Origin of the sequence: Massilia sp. CT11-137 (genome assembly GCF_047302885.1) — a bacterium.
GTDB lineage: Bacteria > Pseudomonadota > Gammaproteobacteria > Burkholderiales > Burkholderiaceae_D > Telluria > Telluria orientalis.
Genome location: NZ_JBKYMP010000002.1, coordinates 2,281,322 through 2,306,737 on the forward strand (window position 1 = coordinate 2,281,322; position 25,416 = coordinate 2,306,737).

General features: G+C 66.7%; 12 protein-coding genes. 11 read left to right on the forward strand and 1 reads right to left on the reverse strand.

From position 1 onward, the window contains the following. The first annotated feature begins 158 nt into the window (after positions 1-158). The 4 genes from ACEN98_RS27000 to ACEN98_RS27015 all read left to right on the forward strand — a co-directional run bounded on the left by ACEN98_RS27000 (position 159) and on the right by ACEN98_RS27015 (position 9,651). Positions 159-3,026 (forward strand): TonB-dependent receptor, encoded by a 2,868-nt coding sequence (locus ACEN98_RS27000; protein ID WP_413387977.1) that lies wholly within the window; start codon positions 159-161, stop codon positions 3,024-3,026. Positions 3,027-3,050: 24 nt separating this feature from the next. Next, positions 3,051-5,393: a beta-galactosidase gene (locus ACEN98_RS27005; RefSeq protein WP_413387978.1), complete on the forward strand. Its 2,343-nt coding sequence runs from the start codon at positions 3,051-3,053 to the stop codon at positions 5,391-5,393. 16 nt (positions 5,394-5,409) lie between these two features. Further along, on the forward strand, positions 5,410-6,663 hold the full coding sequence (locus ACEN98_RS27010; protein WP_413387979.1) for a DUF2264 domain-containing protein: 1,254 nt from the start codon (positions 5,410-5,412) through the stop codon (positions 6,661-6,663). Between the two features lie 219 nt (positions 6,664-6,882). Further along, entirely contained in the window at positions 6,883-9,651 is a 2,769-nt protein-coding gene (locus ACEN98_RS27015; RefSeq protein WP_413387980.1) for a TonB-dependent receptor, read from the forward strand. Between the two features lie 66 nt (positions 9,652-9,717). Here ACEN98_RS27015 and ACEN98_RS27020 read toward each other — a convergent pair whose 3' ends face one another. After that, positions 9,718-10,611: an alpha/beta hydrolase gene (locus tag ACEN98_RS27020; RefSeq protein WP_413387981.1), complete on the reverse strand. Its 894-nt coding sequence runs from the start codon at positions 10,609-10,611 to the stop codon at positions 9,718-9,720. 275 nt (positions 10,612-10,886) lie between these two features. On the opposite strand from ACEN98_RS27020, the gene ACEN98_RS27025 reads away from it, so the two are divergent. The 7 genes from ACEN98_RS27025 to ACEN98_RS27055 all read left to right on the forward strand — a co-directional run bounded on the left by ACEN98_RS27025 (position 10,887) and on the right by ACEN98_RS27055 (position 25,410). Beyond that, positions 10,887-13,043, forward strand: a complete 2,157-nt coding sequence (locus tag ACEN98_RS27025) for a glycoside hydrolase family 3 C-terminal domain-containing protein (protein WP_413389099.1) — start codon at positions 10,887-10,889, stop codon at positions 13,041-13,043. Positions 13,044-13,174: 131 nt separating this feature from the next. Further along, positions 13,175-14,386 (forward strand): helix-turn-helix domain-containing protein, encoded by a 1,212-nt coding sequence (locus ACEN98_RS27030; protein ID WP_413387982.1) that lies wholly within the window; start codon positions 13,175-13,177, stop codon positions 14,384-14,386. Positions 14,387-14,563: 177 nt separating this feature from the next. Further along, positions 14,564-17,608, forward strand: coding sequence for a TonB-dependent receptor (locus ACEN98_RS27035; protein ID WP_413387983.1), 3,045 nt, complete (start codon positions 14,564-14,566; stop codon positions 17,606-17,608). Between the two features lie 79 nt (positions 17,609-17,687). Further along, positions 17,688-19,205 (forward strand): tryptophan halogenase family protein, encoded by a 1,518-nt coding sequence (locus ACEN98_RS27040; RefSeq protein ID WP_413387984.1) that lies wholly within the window; start codon positions 17,688-17,690, stop codon positions 19,203-19,205. A gap of 111 nt (positions 19,206-19,316) precedes the next feature. Then, positions 19,317-20,948 carry an alpha-L-fucosidase gene (locus ACEN98_RS27045; RefSeq protein WP_413387985.1) on the forward strand — a complete coding sequence of 544 codons (1,632 nt, stop codon included), beginning with the start codon at positions 19,317-19,319 and terminating at the stop codon, positions 20,946-20,948. A gap of 2 nt (positions 20,949-20,950) precedes the next feature. Further along, positions 20,951-22,945 carry a glycoside hydrolase family 97 protein gene (locus ACEN98_RS27050; protein WP_413387986.1) on the forward strand — a complete coding sequence of 665 codons (1,995 nt, stop codon included), beginning with the start codon at positions 20,951-20,953 and terminating at the stop codon, positions 22,943-22,945. Continuing rightward, entirely contained in the window at positions 22,942-25,410 is a 2,469-nt protein-coding gene (locus ACEN98_RS27055; protein ID WP_413387987.1) for a TIM-barrel domain-containing protein, read from the forward strand. The genes ACEN98_RS27050 and ACEN98_RS27055 overlap by 4 nt, the downstream gene beginning before the upstream one ends. Positions 25,411-25,416: the final 6 nt, after the last annotated feature.

The following is a 25,416-nucleotide window of genomic DNA, read 5'->3' on the forward strand; positions in this document are numbered from 1 at the left end:
AAAAACAATGAGTTACGCCCTGATTTGATTCGTGCGTGCACTATTGCCCTTTAATAATCGCTTGTGGTAACGTGACCACCAGCCGGCGTAAAGACCACCGTTAGTCGTGCCCCAGACCGGCATCCATGTTCCAATAACGACACAAGAATGGAGACAAGATGAACAAGAAGTTGCTCGCCACGCTGCTGCCGGTGGCGCTGGCCGCCGCCTATGGGAACCAGGCCCTGGCACAGGATGCGACGGCGCCCGCCGCGCCGACCACCGAACCGGCACCGCCGGCCGCGGACGCGCCCGCCGCGACCACCGTCGTCGTCACGGGCTTCCGTTCCAGCCTGCAGAAGGCGCTGAACCTGAAGCAGCAGGCGATCGGCGTGCGCGATTCGATCGTCGCCGAGGACATCGGCAAATTCCCCGAGGCGAACGTGGCCGAGTCGCTGCAGCGCGTGCCGGGCGTGATCCTGAACCGCGACGAAAGCTCGGCGGAAGGCCAGCGCATCTCGATCCGCGGCCTGCCGACCGAATACACGGTGACCACGCTGAACGGCGCGCCGGTCAACACGACGTCGACGAGCACCATCGGCAGCGCGGCGCGCGGTTTCAACTACGACGTGTTCGCATCCGAACTGTTCGGCCGCGTCGACTTCTACAAATCCCCGCTGGCCGAACTGCCGGAAGGCGGCATGGGCGGCGTCGTCGACCTGCAGACACCGCGTCCGTTCGACAATCCGAAGCGCACCGTCCGCTACGGCGTGTCGGCCGCCTACAACACGATGTCGGAGAAGACCGATCCGAACCTGTTCGCGCTGTATTCGAACACGTGGGGCAACTGGGGCTTCCTGGCCGGCGCGTCGCACTCGAAGGCCGTCAACAACCGCTCCGGCTTCGAAGCGACTGGCGGCTACAACAGCTCGCGCCGCGGCAGCGCCTCGCCCGTGCTGGGCAACTTCGCGTTGCAGCTGGACTACGACGATCCGCGCGCGAACCTGTCCGGCTATACCCGCGACCAGGTCGACAACGCGCTGCTGCCCCGCATCTACCGCTTCTACGGCTCGCAGAACCGCCGCACGCGCGACGGCCTCGTGACGTCGCTGCAGTACAAGGAAGGCGGCCTGAATATCAGCCTGGACGGCCTCGCCTCGCAACTGCAGAACAGCCGCGACGAACTGTATTACGGCATCCTGATCCGCAACAGCAAGACGACGAACCGCGCCGCGCCGGCCGGCCAGGCGGGCCACAACGGGCTCGTGCCGCTGGACGTGCACATCGACCCGGCGTCGAACCTGTTGACGGGCACCTTCGGCAATACGTCGTACAGCAGCGGCGTCACGTACGGCGAGGACAAGACGAAGTTCGGCTACCTCGCCCTGAACGGCCGCTGGGAAGTGAAAAAGGGCACGGTGCTGACCGGCCAGCTGTCCGCGAACAACAGCGACGCGAAGAGCTACCAGGACACGCTGTCGGGCCAGATCTTCGGCGTCGATTCCACCATCGACTACGGTTCGGACCACGTGTACCCGTCGATGTCGTCGAACGTCGACTACACGAACCCCGCCAACTTCACGGGCTTCGACATCAACACCGGCTGGACGCGCGAGACGGACAAGGGCCGCCAGGCGCGCCTCGTGCTGGACCAGGACTACGACCTGTGGGGCGGCTGGACGGGCCACTTCAAGGGCGGCCTCGTGTACGTCGACACGACGAAGACGATCGAGAAGCGCAACGGCACGACCGCCATGGTGGCCAAGCTGAAATCGTTCGGCGACGCTGGCCTGCGCAGCAACATGGTGTCGGCCCTGCCGATCCCGAACCTGGACATGGGCGACGGCTGGCCGCATCAATTCGGCACGTTCACGCGCAGCTACACGTATTCGACGTACGACCCGCTGGCCTACAACACGCCTGCCGCCTTCACGCCGGCGCAGAGCTTCGGCGCGGAAGAGAAGGTCACCACCGGTTTCGTGCAGTCCGACTTCAAGGGCGAAGTGCTCTCCCGCGAACTGCGCATCAACGCCGGCGTGCGCTGGGCGCAGACGAAGCTGGGCATCGACAACTACAAGAAGTCGGGCACGGGCGGCGCCTACCTGCCGAACCAGGAACACGGCAAGTATACGAACGTGCTGCCGGCCGTCAGCGCCGCGTACGACCTGACGGAAGACCTGATCTGGCGCGCGTCGTACGGCAAGACGATCAGCCGCGCATCGCTGTCGATCATCGCCGCGCAGACCGTCATCCCGAACCCGTTCGACAACACGGCCACCGCCGGCAATCCGAACCTGAAGCCGCAGCAATCGAAGAACCTCGACACGAGCCTGGAGTGGTACTTCAAGCCGGGCAGCCTCCTGTCGGCCGCGTACTTCAAGAAGGATCTGACCGACGCCACCGTGTCGAGCACGACGCAGACCACGTTCGGCGCACTGGGCCTGCCGGATACGGCGCTGGGCGCGATCTTCCAGGACAAGAACGGCCACGTCGATCCGAACCTGCCGATGACGTTGCGCACCTACGGCAACGCGGGCCAGCAGACGTTGAAAGGCTACGAGCTCGCGTACCAGCAGGACTTCAACTTCCTGCCCGATCCGTTCAAGGGCCTGGGCGCGCTGGCCAGCTATACGCACATCGATCCGTTCAACAGCCAGAAATGGATCACGAACGCCGGCAAGGAAATCGAAGTCAACTCGGTGCCGAAGTACGCGTACAGCTTCACGACGTATTACGAGCGCGGCCCGCTGGCGATGCGCCTGTCGTACAACTACAAGGGCCGCTCGCTGCACGGCGACAATCCGAAGAACAACGGCGACGATTTGATTCGCTGGCGCGCCGCCCGCGGTTACCTGGACGGCACCATCAGCTACAAGCTGACCGAGAACCTGGAACTGCGTCTCGACGCGCTGAACCTGACCAACACGCTGTCGTACGATTACTTCGAGGATGCGACGGGCCAGTACGGCGACGGCCACCGCACCCGCATGGACTATGCGAAGTATGATGGACGCACCATCAAGTTCGGCCTGCGCGGCAAGCTCTGATTCTTCATTTATTCTTACGACCACATGACCATCAGTTTCCAACGCCGCCGCCTGCTGCAGGGCGCGGCCCTGCTGCCTTTCACGGGCACACTGCACGCGGCGGCCTCCCGGCGCTTCGCGATCGGCGACCACGACTTCCTGCTGGACGGGAAACCGATCCAGATCCGCTGCGGCGAGATGCACTTCGCCCGCGTGCCGCCCGAGTACTGGGCGCACCGCCTGAAGACCATCAAGGCGATGGGCCTCAATACCGTGTGCGCCTACCTGTTCTGGAACTACCACGAATGGAGAGAGGGCCGCTACGACTGGGCCGCGCAGCGCGACGCCGCGGAGTTCTGCCGGCTCGCGCAGCAGGAAGGACTGTGGGTGATCCTGCGTCCCGGTCCGTACGCCTGCGCCGAGTGGGAGATGGGCGGCCTGCCGTGGTGGCTGCTGAAGCACGACGGCGACGCGTTCCTGCGCACGCGCGACGAGGCCTATCTCGCGCCGGCGCGGCGCTGGCTGAAGGAAGTCGGGCGCGTGCTCGGCCCGCAGCAGGTCACGCACGGCGGTCCGATCCTGATGGTGCAGGTCGAGAACGAGTACGGCTTCTACGGCGACGACGTGGGCTACCTCCGCGTGCTGCGCCAGGCCTTGCTGGATGCGGGCTTCGACGTGCCGCTGTTCCAGTGCAATCCGACGAATGCCGTGGCGCGTACGCACATTCCGGAACTGTTCTCGGTGGCGAACTTCGGCAGCGACCCGGTGGCCGGCTTCAAGGCGCTGGACGCCGTGCAGAAGGGCCCGCGCATGTGCGGCGAGTACTACTCCGGCTGGTTCGACACGTGGGGATCGCCGCACCGCCGCGGCGGCGTGGAAGGGGCGACGAAGGACATCGCCGCGATGCTGAAGGCGAACGGGTCGTTCAGCCTGTACATGGCGCACGGCGGCACGACGTTCGGCCTGTGGGGCGGTTGCGACCGCCCGTTCCGGCCCGATACGACGAGCTATGACTACGACGCGCCGATCAGCGAGGCGGGGTGGATCGGTGCGAAGTTCGACGCGTACCGCGCGGCCATGACGCCGTTCCTTGCGGCGGGCGAAAAGCTGCCGGAGCCGCCGCCGCGCATGCCCGTCATGACGGTGGCGCCGTTCGCGCTGGCGGAATCGGTGCCCGTCAAATCGGCGCTGCCGGCCCGGATGATCAAGGACCAGTCGCCACGGCCGATCGAGCAGTACGACATCAGCCGCGGCCTCGTCTCGTATCGGGTGACCGTGCCGGCCGGCCCGGCGGGCGTCGTGGAAGTGGCGCGCGCGCGCGACCTCGCGTGGGTCACGCTCGACGGCAGGCAGCTCGGCACGTTCGACACGCGCCACCGCCGCTACAAGGTCGACGTGCCCGCGCGCAGCAAGCCGGCGACGCTGGAGATCCTGCTGTACACGATCGCGCGCGTGAACTTCGGTCCCGAAGTCCACGACCGCAAGGGCATTCATGGTCCGGTCACGTTCACGGCGAAAGGCGGCACCGCGCAGCCGCTGGAAAACTGGGAAATCCGCGCGCTCGATTTCGACGCGGACGGCGTGCTGCCGAAGCTGGCGTTCAGGAAGGGCCGCGGCAAGGGCGCCGCGTTCTACCGCGGCGGCTTCGATGCGGCGCGCACGGAGGACACGTTCCTCGACATGTCGGCATGGGGCCAGGGCGTCGTCTGGATCAACGGCCGCTGCCTGGGACGTTTCTGGAGCATCGGCCCCACGCAGACGATGTATCTGCCGGGACCGTGGATCCGCAAGGGCCGCAACGAGGTCGTCGTGCTGGACCTGACGGGACCGCGCGGGCAGGGCACGCCGACGATCGCCGGCCTGGAAACGCCGATCCTCGACCAGCTGCACCGCGAGCGCGATTTCCCGCGCCCGCCCAGCACCGCGCGCGTGCAGCTGGATGGCGTGAAGCCGGCGCACGAAGGCGAATTCGCGCCCGGCTCGCAGACGCAGGACGTGCGCTTCGCCGCGGCCGTGAAAGGCCGCCAGTTCTGCCTGGAGTCGCTCGACGCGTTCGACGGCAAGCCGTTTGCTGCCGTGGCGGAGCTGGCGCTGCTGGACAAGGACGGCAAGACGCTGGACCAGTCCAACTGGACCATCGCCTGGGTCGACAGCGAGGAAGCGACGAAGGAGGACGGCGGGGCGCTGAACGCGATCAATGGCCAGAACAGCGACTACTGGATCACGGCGGACAAGGCCGCGTACCCGCATCGCCTCGTGATCGACCTGGGACGCGGCATGGACGTGGCCGGCCTGCGCTACGTGCCGCGCCAGGGACCGGACGGCACGCCGGGACGCATCCGCCGCTTCCGCGCCTACGTGGGCGATACCCTGGTGGTGGACAAATAATCAACGAAGGAGACGCATGAAACGACGACACTTCATGGGCAGCTTCGCGGCCGCCGCCGGTGCCATGGGCCTGAAGGGCGCCGACGCGGCCACGCCGGCACCACGCCCGGGGAACGACCGCGAGTGGATGCTGAACCTGCTGCGCCGGATGGCCGAGCCCGTGCTGGAAGCGATGGCGCGGGGCGAGCTGAAAAAACGCTTCGCGCTGGAGCTGAGCCCCACGTGGGACGGCCGCAGCCCGCAGGTCGCGTACCTCGAATGCTTCGGCCGGCTCATCGCGGGCATCGCGCCGTGGCTGGCGCTGCCCGACGATGCGACGCCGGAGGGCCGCCTGCGCGCGCGCCTGCGCCAGCTCGCGCTGCAGTCGTATGCGCATGCCGTCGATCCGAACAGCCCGGACTACCTGTCCTGGCGCGAGCATGGCCAGGCGCTCGTCGACTCGTCCTATTTCACGAATGCGCTGCTGCGCGCGCCGAAAGCCTTGTGGGATCCGCTCGACGCCACGACGAAGCAGCGCATCGTCACCGAGATCAAGGGCCTGCGCCGCGTGGAGCCGCCGTACATCAACTGGATGCTGTTCGCGGCGATGAACGAGGCGTTCCTGCTGGCCGTCGGCGAGCAGGCCGACCCGATGCGCACGAACGTCGCGATCCGCAAGGTGAACGAGTGGTACGTGGGCGACGGCTGGATCAAGGACGGCGAGACGTTCCACTTCGATTACTACAACTCGTACGTGATGTACCCGATGCTGGTCGAGATCCTCGAGGTGCTGGAGCGGCACAATGCGCCGTTCTGGAACGGCAAGCCGGCGGACCTGCGCGCCCAGGCAATGAAGCGCATGCAGCGCTACGGCGAGCACCTGGAGCGCTTCATTTCGCCGACGGGCACGTATCCGCCGATCGGGCGCTCGCTCACGTACCGCACGGCCGTGTTCCAGCCGCTCGCGCTGTTGGCCTGGCGCAAGCAGCTGCCGGCCAGCCTGCCGGAGGGACAGGTCAGGGCGGCCATGCAGGCGGTGCACGAGGCCGTGTGGTCGGACCCGACGAACTTCACGAAGGACGGCTACCTGACCCTCGGCTTCGTCGGCCACCACCCGGAACTCGCCGACATCTATTCGAACAACGGCAGCATGTACATCGCCTCCGAAAGCCTGCTCGCGCTGGGCTTGCCGGCGACGGACTCCTACTGGACGAGCCCGGCCCAGGACTGGACGCAGAAGAAGGCCTTTGCAGGCCGCCCGTTCCCGAAGGATTACGCGGTCAACTACTGAAGCACATGCAGTGCGCATCGTCTTATATGTTTTTGGCATGCCAGAGCGTAAAGAAGCCATAGAGGCAACGATCGCACTGCTACGTACAATAAAACTCGGTGGGCGTAAAGACCACGGCGATCACGGCGCCAGAGCCCCCTTTTTGCGCCGTTTTGCGACAACGTTGTCGCCGCCTTGCAGGAATCACACATTCAAATAACGGAGATTGGAGACAAGAACATGATCAAGAACCGGATCAGCAAGACCGTACTCGCGACGGTCATCGCCGAACTGTGCATCACCGGCTATGCCGGCGCGCAGACGGCGACCGCACAGCCCGCGGGCGGCGAAGTGCAGCAGGTGGTCGTCAGCGGCATCCGCGCGTCACTCAGCTCGTCGCTGATGACGAAGCGGCTGCAGGACGGCGTCGTCGATGCGGTGTCGGCGGAGGATGCGGGCAAGTTCCCGGACACGAACATCGCCGAGTCGCTGCAGCGCGTGACGGGCGTGCAGATCCAGCGCAACAACGGCGAGGGCCGCTACATCTCCGTGCGCGGCCTGGGTCCGGAATTCAACAACGTCCTGATCAACGGCCGCACGATGACGAGCGATACGGGCGGCCGCGAGTTCTCGTTCGACGTGCTGTCGTCCGACCTGATCTCCAAGGCCATCGTGTACAAGACGTCGCAGGCCTTCCTGCCGGAAGGCGGCATCGGTTCGACGGTCGACATCCAGACGGCGCGCCCGCTGTCCGGCAAGGCCGGCAGCTCGACCGTCGTCAACGTGTCGGATTCGTGGGACTCGAATTCGCGCAAGAACACGCCGAACCTCAGCGCCCTGTACTCGTACGCGAACGCGGAAAAGAACTTCGGCGTGTCCGGCTCGCTGTCGTACACGGACCGCGCCTCGCGCCAGTACAAGGCGCTCAACGACGCGTGGAACCTGCTGGACGTGAAGACGATCAACGGCAACCTGAATTCCAAGGGGCTCACGGCCGCCGACGTCACGACGAAGAAGCTGCTCATGCCGCAAAGCTACGGCTTCCAGAACGAGGACGAAAGCCGCAAGCGCCTCGTCGCCAACACGACGGTGCAGTACAACCCGTCGCGCGACTGGAAGATCACGGCCGACGCCCTGTATTCGCGCCTGAACCAGCGTAACAAGGTGATCGCCATCAGCGACTGGATGAATCCGACCCAGCTGAACGTGAAGACCGATGCGAACGGCCAGGTGACGGGTTTCGACCGTCCGGGCTCGAACTTCGTCGCCAACAACCCGGGCCTGGCCGCGGCGGGCATCCTGACCGAGGCAAACTCGAACGACATGATCGTCAAGGGCGGCGACCGCCTGTCGACCACGCTGGCCTACGGCCTGAATTCGAAGTGGAACCTGTCGCCGGACTGGAAACTGGAAGCCGACCTGTCGACGTCGCGCACGGCGATCGGCTATCCCGACCTGTGGATCGTGGCCGGCATGGTGCCGAAGAACGGCGACGTGCTGACGTTCGGCTCGACGCCGACCGTGAACTTCGGCGACGGCATCGCAGATCCGTCGGCCGTGCGCGCCCACGCGGTCGGGAACACCATCGCCTCGAACCACGACAACCTGCACGAAGGCCGCCTGAACGCCACCTGGAACACGGACATGGGCTGGTTCAAGGGCCTCCAGATGGGGACCGCGTACTCGCAGCGCAAGGTCGAGCACATCCAGTGGAGCTCCGATTCGTGGAACGCCTTCTCCGGCTACCACGTGTCGCTGCCGTCGTCGCTGTTCACGGTGACGCCGCTGGGCAATCCGTTCGGCAGCGGCGGCGGCGTGCCGGCGAACTTCCTGAGCTTCGATCCGTACGACTACATGGCTTACCTGAACCAGCCGTCGCTGATCCCGCAATCGAACGACCCGGCCCATTACGCCGACAAGTCGGTCTTCCCGAACGGCCCGATGGCGATCGACTACACGAAGCCGTCGCTGTGGGCAGTGCGCGAGAAGGTGGCGAACGCGTTCGTCCAGTCGAGGTGGGAAGGCGAGGGCTGGTCCGGCGACCTGGGCCTGCGCTACATGCACGTGAAGTCGCAGTCCTCGGGCACCAGCCGTATCCTGCTGTCGGCCGTGCAAAGCCCGAACGACACGACCTATATCCAGAACTGGGGCCCGATGCAGACGAATTCGGTCGACAACAGCTACAACGCGTGGCTGCCGTCCGCCAACCTGAAGTTCGACCTCACGTCCGACATGCTGCTGCGCTTCGGCGCGTCGAAGACGCTGACCCGTCCGACGCTGAACCAGATGGGCGTCAGCAATTCGTATGGCGGCCGTACCGGCTATGTCACGAGCGGCGGCGGCAACCCGTACCTGAAGCCGATGCGTTCGAATAACCTGGACGTGTCGTACGAATGGTACCTGTCGAAGACGAACTACGTCAGCGCCGCCCTGTTCATGAAGAAGGTGTCGGACTTCCTGGAGAAATCGCTGCAGGACACGAAGCTGCCCCAGTATCCGAACGAGATCGTGCACGACACGCGTATCCGCAACGGCCAGAAGGGCACGATCAAGGGCGCGGAACTGGCCGGCCAGTTTGCGTTCGACAAGATCCACCCGCTGCTGGAAGGCTTCGGCGTGACGGCGAACTACACGTACGTGGATGCGGAAGCGAACCGCGATACGTCCGAGGGTCCCGTGACCTGCGGCTATCCGGGCCTGTCGCGCCAGTCGTACAACGCGTCGCTGTTCTTCGAGAACAGCAAGTTCCAGGCACGGGCCAGCTATAACTGGCGCAATCACTTCTCCATCGATTGCGGCGGCGGCAGCACGTTGCCGCGCAACCGCGCGGCCTACGGCCAGACGGATGCGAGCCTGCGCTACAACCTGACCCCGCAACTGTCGCTGTACCTGGACGCCATCAACCTGACGAACGCCAAGGTGCACGAGTACGCCAACAACGACAGCCAGTTCCTCACGCTGGAAAACGACGGCCGCCGCATCAATCTCGGCCTGCGGATGCAGTTCTAAGCAGCAGGGGTCAGAGTCCGGAGCCGCACGGCGGCGGTGCTCTGACCCCGAATTCCGACGCGCCGATTATTGGATCAGCTTGCGGTCACGCAGCCACTCCTCGGCGCGCTTCGGCCACAGCGAGAAGTCGCCGTGGCCGGCGCCCATGCCGGCACCGTGGCCGCCGCGCTCGAACAGGTGCATCTCCGCCGGCACCTTGGCGCGGGTGAGGGCCTGGAAGAACAGGATGCTGTTCTCGACCGGGACGGCGCCGTCGTCCTGCGCGTGGACGAGGAAGACGGGCGGCGTCTGCGCGGTCACGCGGGTCTCCACCGACATCGCCTTCACCTGTTCCGGCGCCGGATGGGCGCCCAGCAGGGCGTAGCGCGAGCCTTCGTGCGCGAACGGCGGCATCAGGGTGATCACCGGGTACACCAGCAGCGCGAAGTCGGGGCGCGCGCTGACGGCATCCAGCGCGGCGCCCGTGCGGCCCGCCGGGTCGTCGAACAGCGTGGCCGCGCTGGCGGCCAGGTGCCCGCCGGCCGAGCTGCCCATCACGCCGACATGGTCGGGCGCCACGCCGTAGTCGGCCGCATGCGCGCGCACGGTGCGCAGCGCGCGCAGCACGTCCTGCAGCGGCGCCGGGTGGCCGTAGTCCGCCAGCCGGTACTTCAGCACGAAGGCGGCGACGCCGAGGCTGGACAACCATTGCGCGTACTGCCTGCCTTCATGGTCGGCCGCCAGGAACTGGTAGCTGCCGCCCGGGCAGATGATGACCGCGGTCTTCGCGGCGTGGCCCGCGGCGGCGGGGTAATAGGTCAGCGACGGCTGCGAGACGTTGCTGATGAAGGTCCCGTCGATCTTTTCCGGGCCGGGATTCGCTTTCGCGTTCGGCACGCCTTCCGGCCAGAGCGGAATCACGGCCGTCTGCGCCTGGGCGCCGGCGGCGAGGAAGAACAGTGTCAACAACAGTTTGCGCATGGGAAACCCCTTGAAATAAAAGGGATTGTCGTCACGGGCGCGCGCACGGCGCAATTATGAAAATGGTGGAGTGCGGCAATGATTTCTGCCGATGCTGCGATTTCATGTGCCGCCCGCGCGATTTTCGTGTGCCGTTCCGGGCCCGACCCGGCTACCATCTCCCCTTTTTGCAAGAGGAGCTGCACGTGGACCGTCTCGCCACCATCAGGAACAGGATCGCACTGCTGTGCGCCACCGCCGTCTGCTGCGGCAGCGTGCTCGCCGCCGAGCCATGGATGAATGCGAAGCTTCCGGCGGACGAGCGGGCCGCCCTCGTGCTGCGCGAAATGACGCAGGACGAAAAACTGAAGCTCGTCTTCGGCTACTTTGGCATGGACAATGATGGCAAGAAGATGAAGCGCCCGGCGCCGTCGCACGACCAGTCGGCGGGTTTCATCTACGGCGTGCCGCGCCTGGGCATCCCGCACCTGTGGGAAACGGACGCCGGCCTCGGCGTCGCCAGCCAGGCCGGCCCGAACGTGCGCCCGGCGACGGCGCTCCCGTCCGGCCTGAACACGGCGGCCACGTGGGACGTCGACACCGCCTACGCGGGCGGCGCGATGATCGGCGCGGAAGCGCGCGCCTATGGCTTCAACGTGCTGCTGGCGGGCGGCGTCAACCTGATGCGCGATCCGCGCAACGGGCGCAATTTCGAATACGGCGGCGAGGACCCGCTGCTGGCCGGCCGCATGGTCGGCGCGCAGATCCGTGGCATCCAGTCGAACCACGTCGTCTCCACGCTGAAGCACTTCGCGCTGAACGACCAGGAGGCGGGCCGCACGACGCTGAACGTCCTGATCTCCGAGCAGGCCGCAGTGACGTCCGACCTGCTGGCGCTGCAGATCGCGAACGAGGAGGGCAATCCCGGCGCCGTGATGTGCGCCTATAACCGCGTCAACGGCGCCTACTCGTGCGAGAACCGCTGGCTGCTGACCGACGTGCTGAAGGGCGACTGGGGCTTCAAGGGCTGGGTCATGTCGGACTGGGGCGCCGTCCACAGCACGGTGCCGGCGGCGAACGCCGGCCTGGACCAGCAGTCGGGCATGCCGTTCGACTTGGCCGACTACTTCGGCGCGCCGCTGAAGGAAGCCGTCGCGAACGGCTGGGTACCGCAGGCGCGCCTGGACGACATGGCGCGCCGCATCCTGCGCTCGATGTTCGAGCACGGCGTCGTCGACCACCCCGTGGCGCCGGCGCCGGAGGCTATCGACTTCAAGGCCCATGCGGCCGTGTCGATCAAGGATGCGCAGGAAGGCATGGTCCTGCTGAAGAATGCCGCGCGCGCGCTGCCCCTGGCCCCGGCCGTGAAGCGGATCGCCGTCGTCGGCGGCCACGCGGACAAGGGCGTGCTGGCGGGCGGCGGCTCGTCGCTCGTGTACCCGGCCGGCGGCAATGCGGTGCCGGGCATCGCGCCGACGTCCTGGCCCGGCCCGGTCATGTATTACCCGTCGGCGCCGCTGGAAGCGATCCGCCGGCGCGCGCCCGGCGCGACGGTCACGTATGCCGACGGCGCCGACCGCGCCGCGGCGGCTGCGCTGGCGCGCGAGGCCGACGCCGTCGTCGTGTTCGCGACCCAGTGGACGGGCGAGGGCGTGGACGCGCCCGACCTGTCCCTGCCGGCCGGCCAGGACGACCTGATCGCGGCCGTGGCCGCGGCCAATCCGCGCACGGTGGTGGTACTGGAGACGGGCGGCCCCGTCGCCATGCCGTGGCTGTCGAACGTGGCCGCGGTGCTGGAAGCGTGGTATCCGGGCACGAGCGGCGGCGAGGCCATCGCGGGCATCCTGTTCGGCGAAGCCAACCCGTCCGGCCACCTGCCGGCCACGTTCCCGGCATCGACGGCGCAACTGCCGCGTCCCGTGCTGGACGGTTATCTGGACGGGAACGAACGCCGCTTCGACGTCGACTACCACGAAGGCGCGGCCGTCGGCTACAAATGGTTCGACCTGAAAGGCCTGAAGCCGCTGTTCCCGTTCGGGCACGGCCTGTCCTACACGGACTTCACGTTGTCCGGCCTGAAGGCCACCGTCAGCGACGGCATCGTGACCGCGTCGTTCACCGTCGCGAACACGGGCAAGCGGGCGGGCAAGGAAGTGGCGCAGATCTACGTGGCGCCCGTGGGCGCGCGCTGGGAGGCGCCGAAGCGCCTGGGCGGCTTCGCGAAGGTGGACGTGCGGCCCGGCGCCGCCGCGCAGGCGTCCGTGACCGTCGATCCGCGCCTGCTGGCCGTCTACGACGCGCCCACGAAGCGGTGGAATGTGGCGGCGGGCGACTACCGGGTCATCCTCGCGGCCAGCGCGGCGGACGACAAGGCGCAGGAGACGACGGTGCGCCTGGAAGCGGCGTCGTACGACGTCCACGGCAAGCCCCTGCGCACGCGCGCGGCGCCCTGACCGGTGAGCGTCGCCCCGTTGCGTAACTGCAACGCGGCGACGAAACCGCGATCCGGCGTGAGTGGGCTGTTATGATTCCAGCGACGTCCCCATGAGAGGTGACGGCCGGAGACAATCACCCACCATGCCATATGCAAGAGTTTTATAAGAAGGCGTTGTACGCGTTCATGCTGATCGTGCTCGCGGACGCGCTGCTGGCGATCGTGCTCGTCGACCGCAGCTATCTGTCGCAGCAGCTGCCGCTGGCGCGGGAGGCCGGCGATGCCGGCGATGCCGGCGCGCTCCGCTGGCGCGTCGGCGTCACGGCGAAGCAGTGGTACCCGCCGATGGTCCAGGTCGACGCCACGGCGCGCGACAAGCTGCGCTTCGACCTGAACCTGCCGGCGGCCGATCCGGATCCGAACGCGTCCGCGGACCTGCTGGCAAGCGACGGCGAGGGCCGGCCCCTGCAGGCCGACCTGTCGATGTACAGCACTATCTCGTTCGTCGCGAAATGCGCGCCCGCCAATTCGATGATGTTCATCGTCTCGAGCTTCGACGAGCACGTGTCACAGCGCGGGAATTACCTGACTTATCCGCCCGCCACGACCTATTTCTCGTGCAACGAGGCGGGCGTGCCGGTCACGCTCGACCTGACGCGGCTGACGATACCCCCATGGTGGTTCGACGCGGTGCATCGCGACCTGGCGCGCCAGGATTACCGGCTCGACCGCGTGGAGCGCATGGTCTTCGGCGCGACGCCGCAGAGTCCGCGCGGCGTTCCGGCCCACGTCGAGATCAGCTGGATCACGCTGCGTGGCCGCGACTACCGCTACCTGGCCTGGCTGGCGGGCCTCGTGACGGCGGGCTGGGTCGCGTTCGGCGTGTGGTTCTTCCGCGGCCACGCGCGCGCGATGCTCGCGAGCGTGGACGCGCAGCTCAAGAAGGACCTGCCGCTCGTCGCCTACCGCCAGCTGACGCTGGAGCCTTACCGCGACAAGGAAAAGGCGGCGGTGCTGAAGTTCATCGCGACGAATTACACGAATCCGGAACTGGACCTCGAAGGCGTCGTCGCCGCCACGGGGACGAACCGCACCAAGGTCAACGACGTGCTGAAATCGGAACTCGGCATGACGTTCACCAGTTACCTGAACAAGCTGCGCCTGACCGAGGCGGCACGGCTGCTCACCGAGAAAAACGAGACGACCGTCGCGGAGATCGCGTACTCGGTCGGGTATGCCAACGTCTCGTACTTCAACAAGCTGTTCAAGGAGGAATACGGGTGCACCCCGAAGGCCTTCCGCACGCTGGCGGAGCAGCAGGACCCGCCCGCCGATCCTGTGCAGGAAACCGCAGCGCCATGAGTGAAGTCGTTGCGCAAGCCATACACATCGCAATTTTCATGTGTCGCGCTGGTGATTTTCACAATTGTTCCACCGGTTGCTCCTGATCAAAATTGTTGCACCGCCATTAAGCGGTACATGCCGTCTTTCGGCATTCCGATAAGAACGGACGCACAAAAACGCAGAGGAGAATACCAAGTGAAGCAGTTCCAAAGAACCGCCATCGCGACCGGGGCAGCGCAGTTCGTGCTGATGGCCAGCGGGGCCATGTTCGCGCACGGCGCGTACGCGGCCGACGCCGTGAAGAAGGACGACACGACCACCGTCGTCGTCGTGGGCCAGCGGGCCGCACTGGAATCGGCCGCCGCCCGTAAGAAGAATGCGGACGAGATCGTCGACTCGATCGTCGCCGACGACATCGGCAAGCTGCCCGACAAGTCCGTGACCGAGGTGCTGCAGCGCGTCACCGGCATCACGATCGACCGCACGCTGAACCGCGTCGACCCGCAGCAGGGCGTGGGCGACGGCATCCAGCACTTCGCCGCCGAAGGCACGGGCGTGGCCATCCGCGGCCTGACGTACGTGCGTTCGGAACTGAACGGCCGCGATTCGTTCTCCGCGAACGGCGGCCGCTCGCTCAGTTTCGAGGACGTGCCGCCCGAGCTGATGACCGGCCTGGACGTGTACAAGAACCCGTCGGCCGAGCAGATCGAAGGCGGCATCAGCGGCCTCGTGAACCTGCGTACCGCGCTGCCGTTCGACTACAAGGGCAGCAAGGGCGCCGTGTCGGTCGAAGCGTCGCGTTCGCAACTGCGCGGCAAGAATGCACCGGCGTTCTCCGGCCTGCTGTCCAACCGCTGGAACACGGATTACGGCCAGTTCGGTGCGCTGGTCGACGTCGCCCATTCGCGCATGCGCACGCGCAGCGACGGCACGAGCCTCAGCCCGTACATCCCGCGCACCGATGCCGTCGTGGGCGACAAGAGCGGCGCCACGCGCTGGATCACGAACGGTGCCAGCTGGACCACCAATAACTTCGACCGCGACCGCGACGGCCTGTACGGCGCGCTGCAGTGGAAGAAGGACAAGCTGTCGTCCTACCTGACCTATTTCCGCTCGAAGTACGACATGACCACGACGGAAACGTCGGTGTCCCAGAACACGCCCCCGTCCGCGGCGATGCTGGATGCCGGCGCCGAATTCGACAGCCGCGGCGTACTGCTGCGGGGCGTCGTGCGCGATCCGTCGAATCCGGGCGTCAGCATCGGTACCCAGAGCCGCGTCGCGGCCCGCAAGTCCGATACGACCGACATCGCCTGGAACACGCAATGGCGCGCCACCGACCAGTGGACCCTGACCGCCGACCTGCAGCACACTTCCGCCTCGTCGGTGGGGTACGACAACACGCTGGGTATCGGCACGTTCCTGCCGAAGCTGACCACGAACGTGACCACGTCGCCGCCGACGCTGTCGTTCGACGCCGCGGACACCGCTTACCTGGCCGATCCGAACCACTACTACTGGAGCTTCACCCAGGAACACCGCGACGAGTCGATCGCGACCCAGAACGCGGCGCGTCTGGACGCCAAGTTCACGTTCGACAGCACCGTGCTGAACGACCTGCGTTTCGGCGTGCGCTTCACCAACCGCGACGCGATGACGCGCTCGACGCACGACAGCGACTGGGCCCAGATCTCGCAGACGTGGTCGGTCGACACCACCGGCAACGGCTGGCAACCGCTGTCCGACTTCGCCTGGCTGAGCAAGCCGAACCTGCGCATGCCGAACGACGTCGCGACGGCGCAGTTCGCAAACTTCTTCGGCGGCAAGGCCGGGATGCCGCCGGCCGTCGTCGTCCCGAACCAGGGGCTGCTGGCGGGCGGCCCGCCGGCGTCCTTCACCACCCTGCACAGCTACACGCAAGCGGTCTGCAAGCAACCGTGCTCGCAAACCTGGAACCCGGCCGCCTACGGCGACGACAAGGGACTGAACGGCCAGCATGAGAAGACCAAGGCCGCGTACGCGCAGCTGCGCTTCGGCGTCGACACCTTGCGCTTCCCGGTGGACGGTAACGTAGGCGTGCGCGTCGTGCGTACCGACATGGCGGCGACCGGCTATACGTTGTTCGATCCGCCGCAGAACCCGTTGCCGGTGGTGCCGCTGATCCCGCGCCTGGCGGACAAGCGCGACTTCAACCACAAGTACACGAACGTCCTGCCCAGCCTGAACCTGCGCATGAAGGCCAGCGACGAGCTGCAGTTCCGCGCCGCGTACTCGAAAGGCATGACGCGTCCGGACTTCTACCAGATGCAGGCCTACACGACGCTGGAACAGAAGGTGAACACGCACCAGGAAAACGGCCAGTCGGTGGTGGACTCGATCGATTACCAGGGCACCGCCCGCGGCAATCCGGTGCTGAAGCCCGTCACGTCGACCAACTTCGACCTGACGGCCGAGTACTACTTCGGCAAGGGCAACTCGCTGACTTTGGCCCTGTTCAACAAGCGCCTGAAGGACATTATCATCGGCAAGACGTCGGCGTACACGGTGAACGACACGACGGGAACGCCGCATGACTTCCTGATCACGTCGCCGGTCAACGGCGCGTCGGGCCGCCTGAACGGCGCGGAAATCGGCTACCAGCAGTATTTCGACAAGCTGCCTGGCCTGCTGTCCGGCTTCGGCGTGTCGGCCAACTACACGTACGTCGACAGCCGCCAGAACATGGGCAAGTCGCTGGTGAACGGCTGGTGCACGCCGAAGGGCACGCTGAACGCGAACCTGGCCCGCGATCTCTCCGGTTGCGACACGGACGGCCGCCTGCTGAACGCGGACAACACGCCGCTGATCGGGCTGTCGAAGAACTCGTACAACCTGGCCCTGCTGTACGACAAGGGCCCGTGGTCCGGTCGCCTGGCCTACAGCTGGCGCACGAAGTACCTGCAGGCGGTCAACGCCTTCGGCACGAACGGCAGCGACGGTATCGACGGCAATCCGGACAGCCCGACCTACCACCAGGGCAGTTCGGTCGGTTATGCGCTGCCGGTCTGGGGCGGTGCCTACGGCCAGCTGGACGCCGGCGTCCACTACAACGTCAACGAGCACCTGAACATCTCGGTGGAGGCGTCCAACCTGACCAATGCGCTGTACAAGCAGTTCATGCAGCAGAATATCGGCATGATGGAACGCGGCACGTTCTACACGGGCCGCCGCTACACGGTGCGGATGGGCTACACTTTCTGATAGCCGCCCCGTGAGTCATACGCCTCCCGCGACCCGGCCGGTCGCGGGAGGTTTTTGCGTTTCCGAACTGGAGAAAATTATGCCCGACAAGGCCATTCGTAAAATCGTCATCGTGGGCGGCGGTACCGCCGGCTGGATGACCGCCGCGCCGCTGGCGCTGAAGCTGGGCGCGTCCTGCGAGATCGTCCTCGTCGAGTCGCCGGAGATCGGCACCGTCGGCGTGGGCGAATCCACGCTGCCGACGATCCGCTACTACAACCACGCGCTCGGCATCGACGGCGCCGACTTCGTGCGGCGCACGAAGGCCACGTTCAAGCTGGGCATCGACTTCCGCGACTGGGGCCATCTCGGCAACCGGTTCTTCCACGGCTTCAGCGATTTCGGTCCGGCCATCGAAAACCGCCCGGCCTTCATGGTCTGGCTGCATCTCGCGCGCGACAATCCGGACATGCCGTCGTACGAGGAATGGTCGATCTCGACGGCGATGGCCCACCAGAACAAGTTCGTGCCGCCGCACGGCGACCAGCCCGGCCCCACCAATGCGTATTCGTACGCCTTCCAGTTCGACGCGGGCCTGTATGCCCTGTACCTGCGCGAGTACGCGATGGCGCGCGGCGTGCAGCGCGTCGAGGGCACGGTCGGCCACGTCGAGCAGCACCCGGAGACGGGCTTCATCACCGCGCTGCAGCTGAAGGACGGCCGCCGCATCGAGGGCGACCTGTTCGTCGACTGCACGGGGTTCCGCGGCCTGCTGATCGAAGGCGTGTACCAGGCCGGCTACGAGGACTGGAGCGCCATGCTGCCCTGTAACAGCGCCCAGGCCGTGCCCAGCGCGCTGGCCGACAAGCTCACGCCATACACGCGCTCGACGGCGAAGCCGGCCGGGTGGCAGTGGCGCATCCCGCTGCAGCACCGCAACGGCAACGGCCACGTGTACTGCAATGCGTTCATGTCGGACGACGAGGCGGGACGCGTGCTGCTGGACGGCCTGGACACCGAGGCGCTGCACGCGCCGCGCCAGCTGCGCTTCACGACGGGCCGGCGGCGCAAGTCGTGGGTCAAGAACTGCGTGGCGGTGGGCCTGTCGAGCGGCTTCCTCGAACCGCTCGAATCGACCAGCATCAACATCATCGAACTGGCGGTCGGCTGGCTGATCCAGTATTTCCCGGACCGCGACTGCAACCAGGAACTGGCCGACGAATTCAACCGCCTCGTCGCGCAGCGCTACGAATTCGTGCGCGACTTCATCGTCCTGCACTACAAGCTGACGAACCGCACCGATTCCGAGTTCTGGCGCTATTGCGCCAATATGCCCATCCCCGACACGCTGCAGCACCAGATCGACCTGTTCCGCACGTCCGGCCGCATCACCATCTACGACAAGGAAGGGTTCCAGGCCGATTCGTACGCGTCGATGATGCTGGGCCACGGCATCCGCCCCGAGCGGACCGACCCGCTGCTCGACCGCATGGACCAGGCGCGCCTGCTGGACCACTTCCGCAAGGTGCACGCGACGATCCGGCAGGTGGTCGGCGCGATGCCGGACCACGCCGAACTCCTGGCGCAAATTACCGGCGAACCTATACGAAAATCGTAATGGCTTCTGGCAGATTTGATAATTGCGGGCGTCCGGGGCCACGGGCACCATCCCGTGGATAGTCGAAGAGCCGCCTGTCGAGCGGCCGTCACCTACCTTGGAAAGATACCGATGAAACGACGTGAACTCCTGCAGCACATGGCGGCCGCCATCCCGGCGCTCGCCGTGTCCCCGTATGCCGGCGCCGCCGGCGCCCGCGTGCCCATGGCAACCGGCCCGTTCGAACCGACCTGGCCCTCGCTGTCCAGATACGAAACCCCGGACTGGTTCCGCAACGCCAAGTTCGGCATCTGGGCGCACTGGGGCCCGCAATGCGAGCCGGAGCACGGCGACTGGTACGCGCGCGGCATGTACGAGGAGGGCAGCGATCACTATCAATACCACGTCGCGAAATACGGTCATCCGTCGAAGTTCGGCTTCAAGGACGTGATCCATCGCTGGAAGGCGCAGCGCTGGAATCCGGACGAACTCGTGGGCCTGTACAAGAAGGCCGGCGCGAAGTACTTCGTCGCACTGGCGAACCATCACGACAACTTCGACCTGTACAAGAGCCGCTACCAGCCCGAGTGGAATTCGACGAAGCTGGGGCCGGGCAAGGACCTGGTCGGCGGCTGGCGCGACGCGGCCCGCAAGCACGGCCTGCGCTTCGGCGTGTCCGTGCACGCGGCCCACGCATGGAACTGGTACGAGACGGCGCAGGGCGCCGACAAGACCGGCCCGCTGGCCGGGGTGCCGTACGACGGCCGGCTGAAGAAGGCCGACGGCAAAGGCCAGTGGTGGAACGGGCTGGATCCGCAGGCGCTGTACGCGCAGAACCACCCAGTCAGCCGCGACGGCGGCAGCACCGACCAGCGCTGGGCATGGGGCGGCGGCGTGCTCCCGCCGGACAAGGCGTATGCGGACAAGCTGTACAACCGCACCGTCGACCTGCTCGACAACTACGACCCGGACCTCGTGTATTACGACGACACGGTGCTGCCCCTGTATCCGGTCAGCGACATCGGCATGCGCCTGGCCGCGCACATGTACAACCGCAGCGCCGCGAAGCACGGCAAGGTCGAAGCCGTCGTCAACGGCAAGATCCTCGACGAGGTGCAGCGCAAGTCGATGGTGTGGGACATCGAGCGCGGCCAGAGCCCGCGCATCGAACCGCTGCCGTGGCAGACCTGCACCTGCATCGGCAGCTGGCACTATGACCGCCGCATCTACGACCGCAAGGCGTACAAGAGCGCGCAGACCGTGGTGCACACGCTGATCGACATCGTCAGCAAGAACGGCAACCTGCTGCTGTCCGTGCCCGTGCGCGGCGACGGCACGATCGACGAGCAGGAACGCGCCATCGTCGAGGAAATCGGCCGCTGGATGGCCGTCAACGGCGAAGGCATCTACGATTCGCGCCCGTGGGCGCTGTATGGCGAAGGCCCGGTGGCGGAGGCGGCCGCGGCGCCGATGTCCGGCCCCGGCTTCAACGAAGGCAAGGGCAAGCCGTTCTCCGCCGCGGACATCCGCTTCACGACCGGCAAGGATGCCGTGTACGCGTTCGTGATGGGCTGGCCGGAAGACGGCACCGTGACCATCAAGACCATGCGCGCCGGCGGCGAGCACCTCAAGAAGGCCGTGTCCCGCGTCGAACTCGTGGGCGGCGGCGCGCTCGCGTTCCGCCAGACGGCCGAGGGCCTGAAGGTCACGCTGCCGCGCGAACGCGCCGCACTTCCGTATGCAATCACGCTGAAAGTCGCCTGAACATGAAACACGTACACCTGATCCCGGCGTTCGCCGCCATCGCCGCCGCCATGCCAGCGCACGCCGCCGCGCCGTACACGGTCGTCTCGCCGGACCACCGCACCCGCATCGAACTCACCGCCGCCGACGGCCAACTGGCCTACACGGTCATCCGCGACGGCGTGACCGTCATCGCGCAATCCCCGCTCGGCCTATCCACGACCCAGGGCGCGCTGGACGGCACCACCCTGCGCGTCACCGGCGTCGAGAACAAGACCGTCGACGAGACGTGGCACCCCGTCGCCGGCAAGGCCGCCAGCGTCGCGGACCGCTACAGCCAGGTCGAGCTGCAACTGGCCGGCAAGGACAAGCCGGTCAAGGTCAATCTCGTCGCCCGCGCCTACGACGACGGCGTCGCGTTCCGCTACGTGCTGCCGCGCCAGCAGGTGGCCGACCTGGGCATCAACGGCGAGGCCACGCGCTTCGACTTCCCGGCCGACTACCGCTGCTGGGGCTTCAATCCGGGCCGCTTCGACAGCTCGCACGAGGGCGAGTTCGACCCCGTGCCGGCATCGACGATCCGTCCGCACCACACGTTCGACGCACCGCTCGTGTGCAAGACGGGCAACAAGAAGACCACGTTCGCCATCGCCGAAGCGGACAAGCGCGGCTATGCCGGCGCGTATTATTCCGGCCGCGGCGACGGCGGCCTGGGCGTCGCGGTCGTGCTGGCGCCACATTACGACGGCGACGTGCAGGTGCATGGTCCGGCCGTGCGCACGATGCTGGCCGACGCACCCCTCGCGACGCCGTGGCGCGTGGTGATGGTGGCCGACACGCCGGGCGGCCTGACACAATCCAGCCTGATCGCGACGCTGGGCAGCCCGTCGACGATCGCGGACACCAGCTGGATCAAGCCGGGCAAGGCATCGTGGGACTGGTGGAACGGCTGGGCCGTCGACATGCCGGGCGCCGGGGTCAACACCGCGACCTATAAAGCCTATACGGACTTCGCGGCCAGCCTGGGCCTCGACTACATCCTGATCGACGAAGGCTGGTACGAAGGCAGCTCCGAACAACCGCTGCCGTCCAATCCCCTGAAGCCGGTCCCCGCGATGGACATGCAGGAGATCATCAAGTACGCGAAGCAGAAGAACATCGGCGTGTGGGTCTGGCTGCAGTGGAAACAGCTCGACCGCCAGATGGACGACGCGTTCGCACTGTACGAATCGTGGGGCATCAAGGGCGTCAAGGTCGACTTCATGGACCGCACCGACCAGGACATGGTGGCCTTCTACCACAAGATCCTGTCGAAGGCCGCGAAGCACCACCTGATGGTCGACCTGCACGGCGCGTATCCGCCGGACGGCCTCACGCGCACCTATCCGAACTACATGACGCAGGAAGGCGTGATGGGCGCCGAGTACAACAAGTGGAGCGCACGCGTCACGGCGACCCACAACGTGACCCTGCCGTTCACGCGCATGATCCTCGGTCCGATCGACTACACGCCTGGCGGTTTCCGTTCGATCGCGGCGAAGGACTTCATGGGCCAGCGCCGCAACGTGAAGCCGTTCGTGCAGACGACGCGCGGCCAGGCCGCCGCGATGTACGTCGTGTACGATTCGCCGTTCGGCATGGTGGCCGACAGCCCGGACGCCTACCGCAACGCGGACGGCACCTGGGCCGACGGCGCGAAGTTCATCGGCGCCGTGCCGACCACGTGGGACGAGACGCGCGTGCTGGACGGCGACATCGGCCAGTACATCGTGACCGCCCGCCGCAAGGGCAGCACGTGGTACATCGGCGCGATGACGAACGAGTCGGGCCGCACCGTCGACGTGCCGCTGGACTTCCTGGCGCCGGGCGCGAATTATTCGGCCGCGATCCTGGAAGACGGCAAGGACCGCAACCACCTCGCTGCGCGCACCACGCGCGTGACGGGCAAGAGCCGCCTGCAGCTCAAGCTCGCCGGTTCCGGCGGTGCCGTGGTCACGCTGACGCAAGGAGCGCAATGATGCGGCGGCCGCTGCGGGCCGCGCTGGCGGCGTGCGTGTTGCTGCTGTGCCGCGACGCCGCGTTCGCGGCGATCCGGGACGTGCGCGAGTCCGGCAGCGGCATCGAATACCGGGTGGACGACACCCGCGTGAAGGTCGAATTCGTCACCGACCGCATCGTGCACGTCACGGCGACACGCAATGGGGACTGGTCGACATCCGCCCACCTCATGCGAGTGCCGGTCGCCGCCAAGCCCGGGGCGATCACGGCCAGCGACGAGGGCGAGGCCCGCATCCTGCGCTCGGCGCAGGCGGGCGTCGCGGTGAACCGGAAGACGGGCGCGCTCGCGTTCCGCAACGCGGCCGGCGCGGTGCTGCTGCGCGAGGACGATGCGGCGCCCCGTGCGTTCGAGCGGGTGGCCGTGTTCAAGTCGACGCCCGATCCGGCCACGGTGTCCACCGTCAAGACGGTCGACGGCGACCGGCAGGTGGCCGGCAAGTATGTCCAGATGAAGGACCGCGACGCGTGGAAAGCGACGGCGCGGTTCCGCCTGGGAGACGAGGAAGCGCTGTACGGCCTGGGCTTCGACGAGACGGCCGACCTCGACCTGCGCGGCAAGACCAGGCGCCTGTACCAGCACAACCTGCGCATCGCGATCCCGTTCGTCGTGTCGACGCGCGGCTACGGCGTGCTGTTCGACACGTACAGCGCCATGACGTTCGCGGACGGGAAGACGGGCATGTCCGTCGCGAGCGACGTCGTGGACGATCTCGATTACTACTTCATCCTGGGGCCGTCGATGGATGGCGCGGTCGAAGGCTACCGTGAGCTGACGGGTGCCGCGACGATGCTGCCGCGTTGGGCTTACGGCTACGTGCAGTCGAAGGAACGCTACAAGACGCAGGACGAAGTCGTCGAGACGGTGAAGGCATTCCGCAAGCGCCGCATCCCGCTCGACCTCATCGTGCAGGACTGGAATTACTGGACGCCGGACCACTGGGGCAGCCCGGTGCCGGAAGCGGCGCGCTATCCCGATATCGCGGCGATGACGAAGGCCGTGCACGACGAGAACGCGCACGTGATGATCTCGATCTGGCCGAATCCGAGCCCGCTCGATGCACCGGGCAAGGAACTGAAGGACGGCGGCTACCTGAGCGGCGGCACGCCGTACGTCGATTTCTTCCGTCCCGAGGCGGCCGACGTCTATTTCAGCAACGTGTGGAAATATCTGGGCCGGCATGGCATCGATGCGTGGTGGTGCGACTCGACGGAGCCGGAAGTCGCCGACTGGACGTGGGATGCCAAGCGTTCCGGGCGCGCGGACGACGTCAACGTCGACGGCCTGGCGCGCGTCATGGATCCGCAATACCTGAACGCGTACGCGCTCGTCGACGCGCAGCATTTCATGCGCAACTGGCGCAGGCACGCGCCCGGCAAACGCCTCGTGAACCTGACGCGGTCCGCCTATCCCGGCAGCCAGGCGGCGGGGGCCGTCGCATGGACCGGCGACATCTCGGCCACGTGGTCCGTGTTCGCGCAACAGGTCGCGGCGGTCCAGAGTTACAGCGCATCGGGCAACCCTTACGTCACGTTCGACATCGGTGGATTCTTCGTCGCCCGCGGCCGGCCCTGGTTCATGGCCGGCGACTTCGACCAGGGCGCCGCCGACCTGGGCTACCGCGAGCTGTACACGCGCTGGCTGCAGCTCGGCGTCTTCCTGCCCATGTTCCGCAGCCACGGCACCGACACGCCGCGCGAGCCGTGGCACTTCGGCGCGCCGGGCACGCCGTTTTATGACGCGATCGTGGATGCCATCCAGCTGCGCTACCGCCTGCTGCCGGCAATCTATTCGCAGGCCGGCCTGGTACACCTGCGCGGCGCATCGTTCATCCGTCCGGTGGCGTTCGCGTTCCCAAATGACCCGCGCACGCACGACCTCAAGTCGCAGATGCTGTTCGGCGACGGCATCATGGTGAGCCCCGTGACGACGCCGATGTATTTCGCGCCGGGCTCCAGGCCGATCGAGGGCGCGGCGCGCACGCGCGACGTATATCTGCCGGCGGGCACGTGGTTCGATTTCCGGACCGGCGAGCGGCTGGCTGGCGGCCGCACGGTCGCGGTGGCCGCGCCGATCGACCGCATGCCGGTGCACGTCCGGGCGGGCAGCATCGTCCCGCTGGGCCCCGTCGTGCAATATGCGTCGGAACAGCCCGATGCGCCGATCGAACTGCGGATCTACCCGGGCGCCGACGGCGACTATACGTATTACGAGGATGCGGGCGAGGGCTGGGGCTACGAGCGCGGCGAATACGCGCTGACCGGCATGCACTGGGACGACGCGGCGCGCAAGCTGACGATCGCGCAGCGCCGCGGCGCGTTCCCCGGCATGCAGGCGCGGCGCCGGTTCAAGGTCGTCATCGTCGGCCGGGAGGGTAAGGCGGCCGATCTCGTGTACGATGGCCGGGCCGTGACAATCCAACAATAATCCATT

Coding starts and splice junctions, on each gene's coding strand:
- ACEN98_RS27050 (WP_413387986.1), top strand. CDS start 20,951: ATGAAACACGTACACCTGATCCCGGCGTTCGCCGCCATCGCCGCCGCC.
- ACEN98_RS27000 (WP_413387977.1), top strand. CDS start 159: ATGAACAAGAAGTTGCTCGCCACGCTGCTGCCGGTGGCGCTGGCCGCC.
- ACEN98_RS27045 (WP_413387985.1), top strand. CDS start 19,317: ATGAAACGACGTGAACTCCTGCAGCACATGGCGGCCGCCATCCCGGCG.
- ACEN98_RS27025 (WP_413389099.1), top strand. CDS start 10,887: ATGAATGCGAAGCTTCCGGCGGACGAGCGGGCCGCCCTCGTGCTGCGC.
- ACEN98_RS27030 (WP_413387982.1), top strand. CDS start 13,175: ATGCAAGAGTTTTATAAGAAGGCGTTGTACGCGTTCATGCTGATCGTG.
- ACEN98_RS27005 (WP_413387978.1), top strand. CDS start 3,051: ATGACCATCAGTTTCCAACGCCGCCGCCTGCTGCAGGGCGCGGCCCTG.
- ACEN98_RS27020 (WP_413387981.1), bottom strand. CDS start 10,611: ATGCGCAAACTGTTGTTGACACTGTTCTTCCTCGCCGCCGGCGCCCAG.
- ACEN98_RS27015 (WP_413387980.1), top strand. CDS start 6,883: ATGATCAAGAACCGGATCAGCAAGACCGTACTCGCGACGGTCATCGCC.
- ACEN98_RS27040 (WP_413387984.1), top strand. CDS start 17,688: ATGCCCGACAAGGCCATTCGTAAAATCGTCATCGTGGGCGGCGGTACC.
- ACEN98_RS27010 (WP_413387979.1), top strand. CDS start 5,410: ATGAAACGACGACACTTCATGGGCAGCTTCGCGGCCGCCGCCGGTGCC.
- ACEN98_RS27055 (WP_413387987.1), top strand. CDS start 22,942: ATGATGCGGCGGCCGCTGCGGGCCGCGCTGGCGGCGTGCGTGTTGCTG.